Here is a 15,826-nt window from a genome sequence, read left to right as displayed (position 1 = left end):
AGAAATAATATTCAGACCATTAACTTCGCAGCAGATTATGTCAAACAGACTGAGTAAAGAAACCTCGCCATACTTATTACAGCACGCAAACAACCCCGTGGATTGGTATCCCTGGGGAAATGAGGCTCTAAGCCGCGCGAAGGAAGAAAATAAATTAATCCTGGTAAGTGTAGGTTACTCGGCCTGCCACTGGTGCCATGTAATGGAACATGAAAGCTTTGAGGATAGCGAAGTTGCAGAGATAATGAACGAGCATTTTATCTGCATCAAAGTGGACCGTGAAGAACGGCCTGATGTTGACCAGGTTTATATGACCGCTGTTCAATTAATGACAGGACAGGGGGGCTGGCCTTTAAACTGTATCTGTTTGCCAGACCAGCGCCCGGTTTACGGAGGAACCTATTTCGGGAAAAATAATTGGAAAAACTTATTACTAAACCTGGCAAATTTTTGGAAAGAGAAGCCAGAAGAAGCGATAGAGTATGCTGATAAACTCACGAACGGAATACAGCAATCAGAAAGCCTTAATTTATCTGATGAAACATTTGAGTATTCCCGTAAGGACCTCGAAGAAATATTCGAGCCTCTGAAACGCAGCTTCGATATGGCAGAAGGAGGTTATAATCGTGCGCCCAAATTTCCCTTGCCCAACAACTGGCAGTTTATATTGCGTTATGCTCGTTTAATGAAAGACGAGGCAGCACGCGTAGCAACCGGGCTCACGCTCGAAAAGATGGCATTTGGCGGTATTTATGATCATATCGGAGGAGGTTTTGCACGATATTCGGTCGATGGTTTCTGGCACGTTCCGCACTTTGAAAAAATGCTTTACGATAACGCGCAGTTAGTCAGCCTGTATTCGGAAGCTTATCAGTATTCTCCAAATGAACTGTATAAGAACGTAGTTTATGAAACACTTGAGTGGGTGAAACGCGAAATGACATCTCCGAAAGGAGGGTTTTACTCTGCTTTGGATGCAGATAGTGAAGGGGTGGAAGGTAAATTTTATACGTTTACCAGGAAAGAAGTTCAAGAGGTATTGGGCGAGGATTTTGAACTGTTTTGCCTTTATTACAATATCACAGAAGGAGGAAACTGGGAAGAAGAGCGTACAAACGTACTTATGCGTACCGAAGATGATGAAACATTTGCCGCCGATTCAAATATCAGTGTGGAAGAGCTTCGGTCTAAAATTCAGATTCAAAAACAAAGGCTCTTTGAGGTTCGGCAACAACGGATAAGGCCGGGATTGGATAATAAGATCCTCGCTTCCTGGAATGGAATGATGCTCAAAGGCTTTGCAGACGCCTACAAGGTGTTTAATGAAAAAGAATTCCTGAGTATTGCAATATCGAATGCTGAATTTATTTCTAAGCATTTACTAAGCGAGGGAGGCAGATTATGCCGCATTTATAAAGAAAAAGAAGGCGATGCTCTTTCCGGGGTTGCTTTCCTTGACGATTACGCTTTGGTGATAGACGGATTTATAACCTTATACGAAGCCACATTCGCCGAAAAGTGGCTCTCAACAGCACGTGACTTGTGCGAGTATGCTCTCCAGAATTTTTACGATCCGGGGACGGGGATGCTTTTTTATACTTCACAGCACGATGAAGAACTTATCGCCCGAAAATATGAATTGCTGGATAATGTCATTCCCGCTTCCAACTCAGTTATGGCAAATGTGTTGCTAAAACTGGGGCACTTTTTTGATGACGAGATGTATCTCGTTCAGTCGCGGCAAATGTTACAGAATATATTCCCCCAGGTAAAAACCTATGCGTCAGGATATTCCAATTGGGCTATTTTACTAATGAACGAGGTTTTTGGACTATACGAAATTGCAATTACCGGAGCCCAGGCCGAAGACAAAAGGAGGGAGATCGAAAAATCTTTTATTCCCAACAAAATTATGTTGGGAGGAATTACAGGAACATTACCTTTGCTGCAGGATAAGTGGACAAACGAAACCAAAATATTTGTTTGTAAAAACAGAACTTGTCAGTTGCCCGTTACAGAAGTTAGCGAGGCATTAAAGCAAATTTTTAATTAGTAACACTCCTTAAAAATTAAATCAGGTTAATTATTTATAAATCGTTACGACTTAAAGTCGGACAAAATTCAGTGTAATGAACATTCAACCAAACAGCGTTGTGGCGCTTACGTACGATTTGTACACCACAGAAAATGGCGAAGAAGTATTTGTAGAAAAGGCGACTGAAGATCAGCCTTTGGTTTTTCTATATGGCGTTGGAATGATGCTTCCTAAATTTGAAGAGAATTTGAGCGGACTTTCGCAGGGCGCTGCTTATGATTTTCATTTGGCAGCGGTTGATGCCTATGGCGAGAAAGATGCCAGTGCAGTTGCAGAATTGTCTGCCGAGATGTTTCAGGGCATGGACAAGCCAGAAATTGGTTCCGTTTTACCTTTACAGGATAATCAGGGAAATCAGTTCAGAGCTAAAGTTGTTGCAGTAACTGAAGAAAACGTGACGGTTGATCTGAACCATCCAATGGCAGGTCAGGATTTGCATTTTAAAGGACAAATTCTAAGTGTGCGCGAAGCTACAGAAGACGAACTTGCACATGGACATGCACACGGCGTTGACGGACATTCAGGTCATTAGCCAATTGCAGGCATAAATAATTGCCGGTAAAAAAGAGGAAGGGGTTTAATTACCTTTTCCTCTTTTTGCTATAGAACAGAGTTGTTTGCTGAATAGTAAAACCAGCCCAGCATTTGTCGACAGACATGGCAATATCAGTACTTGTCTTTTGTGGACGGAAAATTCCGTTCCGTTAATTGGGGCTAGCGACGCCCAAGCTTATCGGATAATCCACTTACGCCTCCCGAAACCACAAACTTCATCGCAGCACTGGCAGTCATATTAAGGGGAGTTACACGGTCGCTTTTAACAATAACAAGTTGTCCTGCAAAGGAGTATGAGAAGGGAAGGTAAACCGCTACTTCATCTGTAAGTTTAATTCTCTTGAGATTTTTATGGGTAACAAAGCCCACTTGCTTCAATCCCGAATCGTTCAATTCTACCAGTACCGGTTCGCTGAATTTCTTTTCATCACCAACAAATGCCTCGGTAAAATCTTTAATTGAAGAGTAGAAAAAGTTTAGTAAAGGAATTTTTCTCATCCAGCGGTTTAAGGCCGCCTTTATCGGGTCGGTAACAAAGTTTGTAACGATAATTCCCGCAGCGAGGATGATAACAATAACCGTTAAAATCCCTAAACCGGGAATATAGATTGGACGTCCTTGTTCATCAAACCCCAGAATGTTACTTAAGTTGAGGGCTTTGTCTACTGATGAAATTATCCAGTAAATAAGAAAAATGGCAGCACCCAGCGGAACAACAACTAATACGCCTTTGAAAAAGTAGTTCAATAAAACGCCTGCAATTCTTTTCATTTATCACGTGATATTTCGCAAAGGTAATGAATGATAAATAGAATGGGCAACGGAAAGAAATCGTTATTCGTAGAAATAAACACGTTTCACCCGCTCAGAAATACCCGTTAGTACTTCGTAAGGGATAGTTCCAATTTGCTTCGCAATGTCTTCAACCCGTATTACCTCGTTAAATACAATTACTTCATCTCCCTCATTAGCACTTAGGCCGCCCAAATTAAGCATGCACATGTCCATGCAAATATTTCCAATGGTAGGAACTATTACACCGTTCACCAGCATTTTTCCTACGCCATTGCCTAGTTTCCTGCTGTAACCATCGGCATACCCAATTTTTACAGTGGCTACTTTACCCCCATTAGGTAATACGCCCATCCGGTTATAACCCACGGTGTCGCCGGGTTGCAGGTCTTTGATCTGAGAAATACTGGTTTTTAAGGTTGTTACCGTTTGAAGCGGAGATTTTTTGTTTTTATACGAGCTGTCAATCCCGTAAAGGCCAATCCCTAGTCTAACCATATCAAACTGTGCTTCGGGCAGGCGACTAATGCCGGATGTGTTAGAGATGTGACGGAGGAACGTATAACCTACAGATTGCTCGATTCGCCGGGTTAAGTCGGTAAACAGATCTATTTGCTGGTGCGTAAAGCTATCAGAATCAGGGTCTTCACTGGCTACCAGGTGAGAGAAAACGCTCTGAATTTTGATAGCCGGGCAATCTTCGATCTCCTTTAAGAGCTTTTCTATGTCGCTGGCTAAAAACCCCAGCCGGTGCATACCTGTATCTAATTTAACGTGAACGGGATAAGCCTCCTGATTTTTTCTGTTCAGAGCTTCGATAAAGTCTTTGAGTACCCTGAAGCTATAAATTTCTGGCTCCAACGAATGTTCTACCATGGTATCAAAAGCCATCAAATCGGGGTTCATCACCATAATAGGTAAGGTAATTCCTGCTTTTCTAAGCGTTACTCCTTCATCTGCGTACGCAACAGCCAGCCAGTCCACTTTATTATACTGGAGCAGATTGGCGATCTCGAAACTTCCGCTTCCGTAAGAAAAAGCCTTTACCATCACCATCAACTTTACATCTTTCTTAAGTTGTGATTTGTAATAATTCAGGTTGTGTTCCAACGCATTGAGGTTGATCTCAAGCATCGTTTCGTGTACCTTTTTGGTGAGCACATTGCTTACCTTTTCAAAGCCAAATGCACGAGCACCTTTTATCAAAATAGTCTCGTTAAGTAGTTTTAGGGTTGGAATATTGGCAACAAGTTCCTCAGTACTTTGGAAAAATGCTGTTTCTATACTGAACTTATCCTGATGTTTACTGATCTCTGTTCCGACGCCTATAAAACGGTCTACTTCCTTGCTTTCGAGTAATTTGGCAACCTGTGTGTATAATGTATCCGAGTCAATTCCAGCCTCAGGGATATCAGATAAAATCAAAGAACGCCGGATATGCTGATTCTGCTGTTTTAAAAAATCGAGCGCAATAGCAAGAGAAGAAATATCCGAACTATAGGAGTCGTCAATAATAGAACAGTTATTGATGCCATCTTTAAGCTCTAGCCTCATTTTTATGGGATGGAGCTTTTCCAGTCGGATGTCTGCATCCTGAGGTAGATAACCTAGGGCAAGCACGGTAGCCCAGCAGCAAATGGCATTTTCGACAGAAGCGGCATCGGTGAAAGGTACCGCGCATTGTACATCCCGGTCCTGATATTTGCCCCTGATGAAAAGGTATTTGTCTTCAAGTACTTCGTCATCGATTAGCATCAGGTCTGCTTCCTCGTTCCAAGCCCAGGTAAACGTCTCTTTGCCGGGTATTTCGCCGGGATAACCTTTCAGATATTGAGGAGAATATATAAAGAGATCGGTGTTTTCAAAAAGCAATAACTTTTCTCTTATTTTCTCTTCTTTGTCTGCAAATCCTTCGTTGTGTGCCTCACCGATAGTGGTGAGGATGCCTATTGTTGGCTGTATTACCCTGGCGTGATTAATCATCTCGCCGGTTTTAGATACTCCGGCTTCAAAAATTGCCATAGTGTGGTCGTCGCGCATTTCCCAGACCGAGAGAGGCACTCCAATTTGGGAATTAAAACTCTTGGGGCTGCGTACAATATTTTTTTCGGGTGCCAGAAGTTGATAGAGCCACTCTTTTACTATTGTTTTACCGTTACTTCCGGTGATGGCAATTACCGGATAATCGAATTGCTGCCGATGATACGAGGCAAGCCAGTGCAGTGCTTGCAGGGTATCGCTCACCTGGAAGATATTTACATCAGTTTGCCTGCCTAAAAAGTTCGAATTCTCTGAGATTACAAAATTTCGGACCCCCTGTTTGTAGACGTCCTGTATATAGTTGTGGCCATCCCGTCGACCCCTGATTGCAAAAAATAAAGCATGATCAGTGTCGGCAAGCTTCCGGCTGTCATACGCAATAGTTCGAATGAGAGCGTCTGGGTTGTGTAGAACTGCTTCAGCCTTAATTACTTCCTTTATTTCGGTAACCGGATATAATTTATGCGACATAAGGATACTAATTTCTACAAATTTTTAGGATTTGAATGATATTTTTACGAATTGATTTGAAGCAATGGATTCCTCAAAAGAGCCTGTAAAACGTTTAGATAAAAAAACTGCCAAAGCACGATTAGAGCAGTATTGTGCCTACCAGGAGCGTTCGCAGCAAGAGGTTAGGGAGAAACTTTATAGCTATGGTCTGTATCCGTCGGAGGTAGAAGATCTGATCTGCAATTTGATTGAGGCCAATTACCTGAACGAGGAGCGTTTTGCAATCGCCTACACACTCGGAAAGTTCAGAATTAAACATTGGGGTAGAATAAAGATTAAACAGGGCTTAAAACAGAAGCGGGTAGGGGATAACCTGATAAAAAAGGCGCTCGGCCAAATAGATGCAGAAGAGTATGAGCGGGCATTGATGGGTGTTTTGAAAAAAAAAGACGCCTTGTCGAAAGAAAGTAATGCTTTTACGAGACGTCAAAAGCTTATTCAGTACGCAATATCACGCGGTTATGAAACGGACCTTGTAATTGATTGCCTGAATTCCAGTGGTTTAATATAAAAGAGAAAAAAAACTTCAATATTTTATTGACAAGGTTGGTTTTCTGTCTATATTTGCACTCACAAAAACGGGAAATATTCGTCAGAATAGCTAACGTTAACAAACATACCAATGCGAAAGTAGCTCAGTTGGTAGAGCACGACCTTGCCAAGGTCGGGGTCGCGAGTTCGAATCTCGTCTTTCGCTCTAAGTCCCTTTCTACCAGGAAGGGATTTAATTTTAAAACAGGTTCTATTTTTTTATAGAATACCTGCTGAAGTGGTGGAACTGGTAGACACGCAGGACTTAAAATCCTGTTCGCCTTAAAGCGAGTGCGGGTTCGATTCCCGCCTTCAGTACTGGACGGGAAAGAGTTGAAAAATCAACTTCTTTCCCGTTTTTATTTGTAACTAACTTTTTGTTAATCTGATAGATAAGTTGCGCTGCTTCGTTGAGTCTCCGGGTTCGATATTCATTGGCTCAGGTTCAAAATTTGGGAGAAGCGATAAAAAGAGTGATTTTAGTTTTTCAGACAGGCCAGGGACAGCACATGCGTAAGGAAAATGATTAATGCGCATAGAAGCAGGACGCTTTTTCAACTTTGTGGCTTTCAGTCAGGATTTAACTTCAGTCACGATTTCGAGATTTAGTTTATTACCTTCACTCTTTTAAAGGTTTATGAGATGGTTATCATCGAAGAGTATATGACTTTTTTGAATAAGCTTAAAAAAGGATAAAAAAGTGTTTTTTTTGTTAATTAAGCTTTACCTTTGTGTAAGTGGGAGTATTTTCAAAAACATGTGAATATGCGTTGCGAGCAGTTTTTTTTATTGCGCATCGTACTGCCGAAGGTGGAAAAGTAGGTATTAAAGAAGTCGCTGATGGGATCGCTTCTCCGGAATACTTCCTTGCAAAAATTTTACAAGATTTAAGTAGAAAAGGTATAATACAATCTGCGAAAGGGCCGCATGGAGGGTTTTTTATTGATGACAAGAGTCGTAAAAACTCATTATCTGAAGTTGTTAAAGCAGTGGACGGCAATGGTCTCTTTACTGGTTGTGGTTTGGGCTTAGAATATTGTTCAGAGGTAAATCCATGTCCGTTACATAATCAATTTAAGGATATCCGGAACCAGATTTATCTGATGCTTAAGAACACTTCGATCGAACAATTCAATGAAGACTTAAGCCTGGGTATCACAGCGTTAAAAAAATAAAATTTTATATATAAAAAGGATAAAAAGGTATTAATATATTTTATGAAAAAATCCAATGTTGTAAAAGTAGGAATAGTAGGTGCCGCTTTATGGATACCAAGCCATCTGACCCTGTACGCCGCTATCTCCGGCAACTCATCTGATGACTATAGTTCAATCCTTCTGCTGACCACGGTTGCTGTGCTCGTTGGAATTCTTATCTTCTCAGCCTTATATCTTTACAGTAAGACCAAACAGATAAGTGAGGTTATGAAAAGAAGGATCGGGACTAATGATGGTCGTTTTAGTAAGTATATTGAAACATTTGATAGCAAACAGATAGATCAGTATTTTAAGTTTAAAAGTAAAGAAGGCATTAAAGGCGGACAAGGGAACTTGCTTACGACTTTGCTTTTAACGACAGCTATGTGCCTTAGTGCTAATACGGCTTCGTCTCAGTCGTCAAGATCCACCGGTTCTCTGTTAACTGAAGGTGGTATACTGATTACTTTGGTTTTGATTTTAGTTCCAATAGCAGCCGGAATTATCCTGATGATTGTTAAAATAAGACAAGTTTTAAAAGTTTATCAGAATAAGGAAAACCAGGAAGAGGGTGAAAGACTGGCTGAATATCTGAAAGAAATTGACGGCAAAGAGTTGGAAAATGCACTCCTTAAACGCAAACACGCATTAGACTACGGGTTAAACCATAATGAATTGACTGGACATCTGGCGGCCGAGGATGATAAAGGTTTACTGCTTGATGTGAGCAATAGTGCAATTTTGCCTGTGGTGTCGGCAAAGAAACGCGCAACTAAAAGACCTGCAATTGATCCGGAATTATCAAGGTTGATTTTGTGGTTCCTTGGCAGCGCCACCTTCTGGCTATTATTTGGAACTACAGTTGGAGAATACCTGGGAATTAAGTTTGTCGCTCCCGATGTTGACCAGGTCAGTTGGCTGAGTTTCGGACGACTGCGTCCCGTACATACAAATGCCGTGTTCTGGGGCTGGGCCTCGATGGCCATGCTTGGTCTTGGATATTATGTTGTTCCCCGGGTTAGTAACATTCCACTAGTGAGCATTAAACTAGGGTGGTGGACACTTTATTTAATTAACGCATCTGTCATTCTGGGGAGCGTTTTTTTAATGGCGGGTATTAACAATGGAGGTGGAGAGTACAGAGAGTATATCTGGCCCATTCAGTTATTGTTTGGAATCGGACTATTGCTAACATTAATCAACTTTCTCCGCACAATCGCCCGAAGAACAACTCACGAGATTTATATTTCAAATTGGTACATCGTTGCATCAGTGATGTTCGCTTTAGTGATTTCCATTGTAGCCTACATACCGACCTGGCAGAATGGATTAGGGGAAACTATAGTTCAGGGCTACTACATGCACCAGGGGGTAGGGATGTGGTTTATGCTTTTTACACTGGGCATCGTTTATTATTTCCTGCCGCAGCAATTAAATAAGCCTATTTATTCGTATAGTCTAGGCATATTGGCTTTTTGGGCTCAGATTCTTTTTTATACCGTTATCGGAACGCATCACTTTGTTTTTAGCTCAATTCCCTGGTCTTTACAAACAATTGCCATTGTTGGAAGCGTAGGTATGGTAATTCCTGTAGCTGCCGGTACTGCTAACTTTTTACTGACATTCAATGGTGCATGGTATAAATTACCATCAAGCTATACTTTGCCTTTCTTTTTGGTAGGCGTGATTTTTTATTTCACGGGTTCATTGCAGGGTACGGCCGAAGCATTCCGGTCGACCAACCTGATATGGCACTTTACTGATTTTACGGTTGCCCACTCTCATTTGACGATGTATGGTATTATCTGCTTTTTTCTATGGGCAGGCATATATGCGCTTGTTCCCCGTCTGAGCGGAAAAGAGGCTCCGCAAATAACGGTAGGTGCACACTTCTGGCTCGCGCTTATCGGTCTTTTATTTTATACGATACCTCTGATGTATGGTAGTACGCTGAAAGGCCTTATGTGGATAGACGGAAAGCCGTTTATTGACAGCGTGGTTCTCATGGCACCATATTGGCTTTGGCGAGCAATTGGCGGAAGCCTTATGTGGCTTTCTCATATATTCTTCGCATACAATATTTACAAAATGCTAACCGGGAGTCCACCTGTAGATGTACGAGAAGCAGCAATTGCCAAATTAAATCAATCGTACGCAACCACAGAACCTGAACTTTAAGTATAGACATGGAATTTTTCAATAATCATAATAAATTATTTACTACGGCACTTCTGCTCTTTCTTTTTCTTACCATCATGGTTTGTATTATGCCTGCTATGACCAATCAGCGTATAAACGCTGCATTGCCCAATGCCATTCCCTTAAGTGAAGATGCCATAAAAGGTAAGGCGCTATATATATCTAACGGATGCGTTGCTTGTCACACCCAGCAGGTTAGGAGTATCGAAATGGATAACGTGTGGGGCGAACGCCCGAGTGTAGCAGCAGATTACGCAAACAATTATCGAACAGACTTTTGGAGAAACACTGCTACCCTGATGGGTACAGAACGGACCGGCCCTGACCTTGCAAACATCGGTCAGCGGCAGCCTAGTGCAGATTGGCATTTACCGCATTTATTCAATCCGCGTATTGTGGTAAAAGAGTCCATTATGCCTGCTTATCCATGGTTATTTACCATAAAAGATAAACTGGAAAAAGGTGATACCGAAGTGAATATCCCCGAAGAGTTTATGAAGGGCAGGAAAGGAAAAGTTGTTGCAACCGAAGAAGCACTTCAATTGGTAGCCTATTTACAAGAATTAAAACAGGCGAAATTACCCAACGGTACTCCTGAACCAGAGTTCTTATATCCTAAAAAGCCAGGTTTGGCTAACACATCAAAACCCGGTGCCGAACCCGAGATGGATGGAGCTATGCTCTATTCTAATAATTGTCAAAGTTGTCACCAGGCTAACGGAGAAGGCCTCAAAGGTGCCTTTCCCCCGCTTAAAGGCAGTAAAGTTGTGCTTGACGACAATCCTGAATTAATGCTGGATATAATAATGAATGGATATAACGCGCAGGATCAATTCGGGGAGATGCCGGCTGTCGGAACCAACAACAGATTAAAACCAGCAGAAATCGCTGCCATTATGAATCATGAACGAACAAGCTGGGGGAATAATTCCAGAAAGGTTACAGCAGCAGAGATCGAGAAGCTTATCAAATCGTTAGAATAACTGGATTTTAATGCAATCAAATAACAAGAAATATGAGGAAGTTATTTTTGGTGCTTTCGCTTTTAGTAACAAATAACTGGTTATTAGCGTGTCCGGTATGTGAAAAGCAACAACCCAAAGTTTTACGGGGTGTCACCCACGGTGCAGGCCCACAAAGCGACTGGGACTATGTAATTGTATGGGTAGGTGTTATCTTAGTGCTGTGTACCCTCTTTTATTCTTTAAAATGGATCCTTCGGCCTGGAGAAAAGTCCATAAATCATATTAAACAACATATATTAAGCGCCGACTAACATGGTAGATAAAAGCAAGATATTCATATTCATTGACGATGAACCAAAACCCATAGCAGAGCTTGTATCGCCGGTAAATTTTGAGTTGGATACTACAAAGCTGGTAGACGGTCAACATTCACTTAAAATTGTCAGCAAAGATCCAACAGGCAAGGAGGGTATCAGGTTTATTCCCTTCGAGGTGCGGAACGGACCCGCTATCGCCATCGAGGGAATCAAAGAAAATGCGGTGGTTGATGGAGTAATCCCAATAATGATCAACGCTTATGGCAAGGGTGATTCTAAGAACTTTTTAATTGTTGGAAGTGAGACCCCGCAAAGTATTCCTTTCTGGATTTTCATTCTCCTGATATCTTTTGTTGCCTGGGCTATATATTATCACATTGATTCATCGGCGGTAAGCCTTTTTAAATAATTCATATGAAAACAGACATTCAAGGATTAAGCGACATCATAATTTTTGTGAATACGTTTTACTCTAAAGTTCAAAACGATGACCTAATCGGGCCTATCTTTAATAGTGTTATTTCAGACTGGCAACCACATCTTGATAAAATGTACTTGTTTTGGAATGCCGCCTTATTTGGCGTGCCGGGCTTCAAGGGAAATCCGTTCGCCAAGCATGCGCCGCTACCGATCGAAGGCAAACATTTTGAACGGTGGCTATTATTGTTCAACGACACGATCGATTCACATTTCGAGGGAGAGATGGCGACAGAAACTAAGAAACGCGCGGGATTAATGGCGGCCATGTTTTTAACCAAGCTGGAGAATATGAAAGGTGGCCCCGATAAAGTAATTGTGTGATGGGAGAGGAGCTTAAAAAGAGTTCGGATATTTTAACGGAAGCAGATGTTTCTGTACTGGTAAACGCATTTTATGACAAGGTGAGAGAAGATCCTTTGCTTAGGGATGTCTTTAACGATGTAATTAAAGATAACTGGCCCGCGCATTTAAACCGAATGATTGATTTCTGGTCGACTGTTCTTTTATATACCAGAACATATAAAGATGATCCTATGCCTAAGCATTTACCGTTACCGATTGGCAAAGAGCATTTCGACCGGTGGCTTGCTTTGTTTGATGAAACAATCAGCGAACACTTTGATGGCCAGATCGCAGAAAACGCCAGAAAAAGAACTGCCAGCATTGCTTCGATCATGCAGGCTGTTAAAGGTATTCCGAGATAAGGACGAGATTTGAAAAATCCTCTTACAATTATCAGCTTGATGGTGAACATCGAGGGTGCAATGTATCACCTGGAGACCTATCCTAACGAATATCGAAACTTGATGATGCTGATCTATGATAAACTCGGCCCTGAAGATTTCGGCGACTGTTTAGGAATGGGAAAGTGTGGCACATGTTTAATTGAGATAGAGCCAGGTATACAGCTAAACTCTTTTGATCGGAATGAAGACACCACACTGACGAAAGCGAAATTGGATAAAGGGCTCAGGTTGGCTTGTCAGATTTTAATTGATGAACATATCAATGGTATAACAGTTAAAATAATCTCGCCTTAAGGGCAGAGAAAAGGAGAAGAATATGAATAAAATGTCAACAGTTACTGAAGTCCTGCAAAAGCTTAAAGAGGGCGGCTATACAGTGGATTTTAATTTAAGCGACAACTGCCTTATATGCCACGGCAATTCATTACAGATCCATCCTGAAGAATTCGTGGTTGACGAGCATTACCGATTTGAAGGGGCTACCGACCCTGGTGATGAAGCCATAGTTTATGCAATATCTTCTACAAAGCATAACATTAAGGGCACCCTGATAAACGGGTACGGCATATCAAGTGACCCGGCAACAGATAAAATCATTGCGGCACTTAAAGAAAAATCAAGTATTGAAATTGAAGCACCATCAGTTGAAAAATCAAATGATGCTACACCCCAACGATCCGCCGGTGAACGCACACTAGACGCGGAAATGGTGGTATTGGACCTAAATACAGCTCAAAATCAGATTAAATCAGAAGCAGCATGGCATAACAGCGACAGGAACGCTATAACTTTACTTAAAAATGAAGGATTGCGAATCGTTCTCATCGCTTTACACGCAGAAGCTGAACTAAAGGCGCACAAAGCCCCCGGAATAATTACAGTTCAGGTGCTCGATGGTCATATTAATTTCAAAACCGACAAGCTGGAATCAGGACTTAGAAAAGGTGAAATGCTAACCCTTCAGACTGGTATCACTCATAGTGTTTTTGCTGTTACAGAAGCGGTTTTTCTGTTAACGATTGCAATTGAAAAGAATGTTCGTGTTTGATGGAATTCTTCCCGCCGCCATATTTAAACATTGTTCGAGCAATTAAACGTAATAAAATTCCAAATCTCCGATAAAATGTTTGGAAACTTGTGTCCTGCTGAGTACAGTTAAAACATAAAAACCCGGTTCGTTATCCGGAACCGGGTTTTGTGTTTATCCACAGATTATATTTTCTACTTTTTAATCAGGATATCCCAATCATCCGGCTTTTGCAAAAGATTAAAGGATACATCGTTATGGTGGCGGTTAAACAGCAGACCGCAAGTTCCATTATCCAGTGCAAGATTCGATATGGAAACCTGACCAAGGTATTCAGGAAGGACAGGTCTGTTGAATGAAATTGTTTTTGAGGGCGCATCTATTTCTATTTGAAAGCAAGCCTGTAAAAGCATAAATACAACGGCAACCGACCAGGCCTGCGGCGAACAGGCCACAGGATATAGTGTTGGACCTTCGCTATGCCTTCTTTCAAAGCCACAATATAATTCGGGAAGTCGATGGAGCTCAATAAACAGGGAAGCCTGGAATATGGCTTCTGTAAGTTTTAACACATGTTCCCTGAAGCCATATCTTGCTAAACCATAAGCAATAAGCGCATTATCATGGGGCCATATCGAGCCGTTATGGTACGACATCGGATTGTATCTTTTTTCTGAAGAGGAAAGCGTACGGATACCCCAACCGCTGAACATATCACCGCTCAGTAAAGTATCCGCAAGTTTCCTTGCCTTGTCTTTATCAGCAATACCGGTAAAGAGGCAATGTCCGGCATTTGAAGAAATTACTTTGCAAGGTTTTTTTTGACCATCAAGTGCAAGAACATAACAGCTCAAGCCATCGTCCCAGAACTTTTCATTAAAATTATGTTTTAAGTCTCCGGCCTCTTTCGATAAGCGTTCACCAAAATCTTGTTCGTTTAAAAGCAATGCGAGTTTAGAGGCATGTTGTTTAGCTGCAAAAACATAACCCTGCACTTCACACAAGGCAATAGGAGTTTCAGCGAGTTCACCTGATTCGTCCATCACAGAATCATATGAATCTTTCCATCCCTGATTAGTAAGCCCGTTTTTTGCTTTATGTTCATATTCCACAAAGCCGTCCCCATCCAGGTCGCCGTAATTATCTATCCAGGCCAGCGCTGCTTTTATATTAGGCCATAGTCGTTTTATAAATTCCAGATCTGCAGTTCGTTCATAATACATACCGGCCAGCATTACAAACAAGGGAGTAGCATCAATCGTTCCGTAGTATTCTTTAAAAGGCACTTCGCCGGTATTTGCCATTTCACCGGTGCGTGCCTCGTGAAGGATCTTTCCCGGTTCAGCATCCTTTTCAGGAATAAGCTCTGTAGCTTGCTTTGAAGCAAGGAATAATAACACATCGCGGCTTATTTCGGGTATCAGCCATAAAGTTTCAATGCCCGTAATGATACCGTCCCGGCCAAATGGGGTATTATACCAGGGTACTCCGGCATACGGATATTTGCCGGTTTCTGTTTGGGCCAACAACGAAAGCAGATCAGCTTTAGAGCGGTTTATCCAGTGATTAAACTGTTCATTAGAAGTGTCAACCTCTGCAAATAATATACTGGTTGTATTTCTTTCCTTTTCAATTAAGCTTTTTGCTTCACTATAACTGATGTCTTTAGACTTGTCACCTCCTGATAAGAAGCGCAATGAATAAATTATTTTTACAGGCTTTTGAGCTCTAAGATTTATCGTAAATAAAATCTTGTTTTTTTTTATGGAATAATCCGCATCAGTGGTGATTTCGAAAGCGCTCGTCCTTTTTATTCCATCAAGGCCGTCATATTCCATCATACACTCCTGGCCTGCGTCGCAATATTTTACCTTATTTTTTGCAACATATCTTTGAATTCCCCGGATTTCAAAAATGTCCTTAAAATCTCCGTCAAATGAAAGTTCAAGGTTAAATGTACATTCGGTGTTTCCATAATGGCTGCAGTCAATCTCTTCATAAAAAGCACCATCCCGAACGAATAGCTTTCTCGAAATATGAACCGTATTATCAGGAAGGTTACAGGAAGTAAGTGCCGGATTGGTAAGGTCCACCGAAAGAATATCATTATCCTCTTTGATGTTGCTGCTTAACAGCAAAGGTTTTTGACCATTAATGGTTAGAACGAGTTTATTGATGTACCGGGTACCATCATGATAGATACCCTGCACCATTTTCCCGTTAGGATAAATATTACCCCACCTGTCGAATATCCCAAAGGTGTTTGAGTGATTCAGAATGTTAATCCGATCGTCTGCGTTAACAGCATCCGGGGAGATATGGAATTTATCTTCTTCCATCAAAGATTCTTCTGTTTGCATAACAATGATT

Annotated in this window: 14 protein-coding genes and 2 tRNA genes; 13 read left to right on the top strand and 3 right to left on the bottom strand. The window is 41.5% G+C overall.

Going from position 1 to position 15,826, the window contains the following annotated elements; genetic code table 11:
* The first annotated feature begins 37 nt into the window (after positions 1–37).
* Positions 38–2,053 carry a thioredoxin domain-containing protein gene (locus J3P43_RS06035; RefSeq protein WP_255900314.1) on the top strand — a complete coding sequence of 672 codons (2,016 nt, stop codon included), beginning with the start codon at positions 38–40 and terminating at the stop codon, positions 2,051–2,053.
* A gap of 76 nt (positions 2,054–2,129) precedes the next feature.
* Complete coding sequence (locus tag J3P43_RS06030) at positions 2,130–2,627, top strand: FKBP-type peptidyl-prolyl cis-trans isomerase (RefSeq protein ID WP_255900311.1); 498 nt, start codon at positions 2,130–2,132, stop codon at positions 2,625–2,627.
* Between the two features lie 182 nt (positions 2,628–2,809).
* Here J3P43_RS06030 and J3P43_RS06025 read toward each other — a convergent pair whose 3' ends face one another.
* Together J3P43_RS06025 and J3P43_RS06020 are read right to left on the bottom strand one after the other, a co-directional pair.
* Complete coding sequence (locus J3P43_RS06025) at positions 2,810–3,421, bottom strand: DUF502 domain-containing protein (protein ID WP_255900309.1); 612 nt, start codon at positions 3,419–3,421, stop codon at positions 2,810–2,812.
* Positions 3,422–3,484: 63 nt separating this feature from the next.
* Positions 3,485–5,953, bottom strand: a complete 2,469-nt coding sequence (locus J3P43_RS06020; RefSeq protein WP_255900307.1) for a bifunctional UDP-N-acetylmuramoyl-tripeptide:D-alanyl-D-alanine ligase/alanine racemase — start codon at positions 5,951–5,953, stop codon at positions 3,485–3,487.
* A 64-nt stretch (positions 5,954–6,017) separates the two neighbouring features.
* Here J3P43_RS06020 and J3P43_RS06015 point away from each other — a divergent pair, with 64 nt between their 5' ends.
* From J3P43_RS06015 to J3P43_RS05965, 11 genes are all read left to right on the top strand, one after another.
* Complete coding sequence (locus J3P43_RS06015; protein WP_255900305.1) at positions 6,018–6,506, top strand: regulatory protein RecX; 489 nt, start codon at positions 6,018–6,020, stop codon at positions 6,504–6,506.
* 113 nt (positions 6,507–6,619) lie between these two features.
* A tRNA-Gly gene (locus J3P43_RS06010) sits at positions 6,620–6,692 on the top strand.
* A gap of 66 nt (positions 6,693–6,758) precedes the next feature.
* Positions 6,759–6,844 (top strand) — tRNA-Leu (locus tag J3P43_RS06005).
* A gap of 419 nt (positions 6,845–7,263) precedes the next feature.
* Positions 7,264–7,701, top strand: a complete 438-nt coding sequence (locus J3P43_RS06000; protein WP_255900302.1) for an RrF2 family transcriptional regulator — start codon at positions 7,264–7,266, stop codon at positions 7,699–7,701.
* A gap of 42 nt (positions 7,702–7,743) precedes the next feature.
* Positions 7,744–9,900 carry a cbb3-type cytochrome c oxidase subunit I gene (locus J3P43_RS05995; protein WP_255900300.1) on the top strand — a complete coding sequence of 719 codons (2,157 nt, stop codon included), beginning with the start codon at positions 7,744–7,746 and terminating at the stop codon, positions 9,898–9,900.
* A gap of 8 nt (positions 9,901–9,908) precedes the next feature.
* Positions 9,909–10,904 carry a cytochrome c gene (locus J3P43_RS05990; RefSeq protein ID WP_255900298.1) on the top strand — a complete coding sequence of 332 codons (996 nt, stop codon included), beginning with the start codon at positions 9,909–9,911 and terminating at the stop codon, positions 10,902–10,904.
* Positions 10,905–11,198: 294 nt separating this feature from the next.
* Entirely contained in the window at positions 11,199–11,612 is a 414-nt protein-coding gene (locus tag J3P43_RS05985) for a cytochrome C (RefSeq protein ID WP_255900296.1), read from the top strand.
* A 5-nt stretch (positions 11,613–11,617) separates the two neighbouring features.
* Positions 11,618–12,004 carry a group III truncated hemoglobin gene (locus tag J3P43_RS05980; protein ID WP_255900294.1) on the top strand — a complete coding sequence of 129 codons (387 nt, stop codon included), beginning with the start codon at positions 11,618–11,620 and terminating at the stop codon, positions 12,002–12,004.
* Positions 12,004–12,387, top strand: a complete 384-nt coding sequence (locus tag J3P43_RS05975) for a group III truncated hemoglobin (protein WP_255900292.1) — start codon at positions 12,004–12,006, stop codon at positions 12,385–12,387. Before J3P43_RS05980 ends, J3P43_RS05975 begins: the two co-directional genes overlap by 1 nt.
* 39 nt (positions 12,388–12,426) lie before the next feature.
* Positions 12,427–12,723, top strand: a complete 297-nt coding sequence (locus J3P43_RS05970) for a 2Fe-2S iron-sulfur cluster-binding protein (protein WP_255900290.1) — start codon at positions 12,427–12,429, stop codon at positions 12,721–12,723.
* Between the two features lie 22 nt (positions 12,724–12,745).
* Positions 12,746–13,477 carry a cupin domain-containing protein gene (locus J3P43_RS05965; RefSeq protein WP_255900288.1) on the top strand — a complete coding sequence of 244 codons (732 nt, stop codon included), beginning with the start codon at positions 12,746–12,748 and terminating at the stop codon, positions 13,475–13,477.
* A gap of 173 nt (positions 13,478–13,650) precedes the next feature.
* Here J3P43_RS05965 and J3P43_RS05960 read toward each other — a convergent pair whose 3' ends face one another.
* Complete coding sequence (locus J3P43_RS05960) at positions 13,651–15,816, bottom strand: amylo-alpha-1,6-glucosidase (RefSeq protein ID WP_255900286.1); 2,166 nt, start codon at positions 15,814–15,816, stop codon at positions 13,651–13,653.
* Positions 15,817–15,826: the final 10 nt, after the last annotated feature.

The sequence above is a fragment of the Paradesertivirga mongoliensis genome (genome assembly GCF_024436395.1).
GTDB classification, from domain to species: Bacteria; Bacteroidota; Bacteroidia; order Sphingobacteriales; family Sphingobacteriaceae; genus Paradesertivirga; species Paradesertivirga mongoliensis.
Note: the sequence above shows the minus strand (reverse complement) of the source record. Positions and strands in the feature narration are given on the sequence as shown.

Excerpts from the sequence above, each read along its gene's own strand:
- J3P43_RS06035 (WP_255900314.1), top strand. The coding sequence starts at position 38 with ATGTCAAACAGACTGAGTAAAGAAACCTCGCCATACTTATTACAGCAC.
- J3P43_RS06030 (WP_255900311.1), top strand. The coding sequence starts at position 2,130 with ATGAACATTCAACCAAACAGCGTTGTGGCGCTTACGTACGATTTGTAC.
- J3P43_RS06025 (WP_255900309.1), bottom strand. The coding sequence starts at position 3,421 with ATGAAAAGAATTGCAGGCGTTTTATTGAACTACTTTTTCAAAGGCGTA.
- J3P43_RS06020 (WP_255900307.1), bottom strand. The coding sequence starts at position 5,953 with ATGTCGCATAAATTATATCCGGTTACCGAAATAAAGGAAGTAATTAAG.
- J3P43_RS06015 (WP_255900305.1), top strand. The coding sequence starts at position 6,018 with ATGGATTCCTCAAAAGAGCCTGTAAAACGTTTAGATAAAAAAACTGCC.
- J3P43_RS05995 (WP_255900300.1), top strand. The coding sequence starts at position 7,744 with ATGAAAAAATCCAATGTTGTAAAAGTAGGAATAGTAGGTGCCGCTTTA.
- J3P43_RS05990 (WP_255900298.1), top strand. The coding sequence starts at position 9,909 with ATGGAATTTTTCAATAATCATAATAAATTATTTACTACGGCACTTCTG.
- J3P43_RS05985 (WP_255900296.1), top strand. The coding sequence starts at position 11,199 with ATGGTAGATAAAAGCAAGATATTCATATTCATTGACGATGAACCAAAA.
- J3P43_RS05980 (WP_255900294.1), top strand. The coding sequence starts at position 11,618 with ATGAAAACAGACATTCAAGGATTAAGCGACATCATAATTTTTGTGAAT.
- J3P43_RS05975 (WP_255900292.1), top strand. The coding sequence starts at position 12,004 with ATGGGAGAGGAGCTTAAAAAGAGTTCGGATATTTTAACGGAAGCAGAT.
- J3P43_RS05970 (WP_255900290.1), top strand. The coding sequence starts at position 12,427 with ATGGTGAACATCGAGGGTGCAATGTATCACCTGGAGACCTATCCTAAC.
- J3P43_RS05965 (WP_255900288.1), top strand. The coding sequence starts at position 12,746 with ATGAATAAAATGTCAACAGTTACTGAAGTCCTGCAAAAGCTTAAAGAG.
- J3P43_RS05960 (WP_255900286.1), bottom strand. The coding sequence starts at position 15,816 with ATGCAAACAGAAGAATCTTTGATGGAAGAAGATAAATTCCATATCTCC.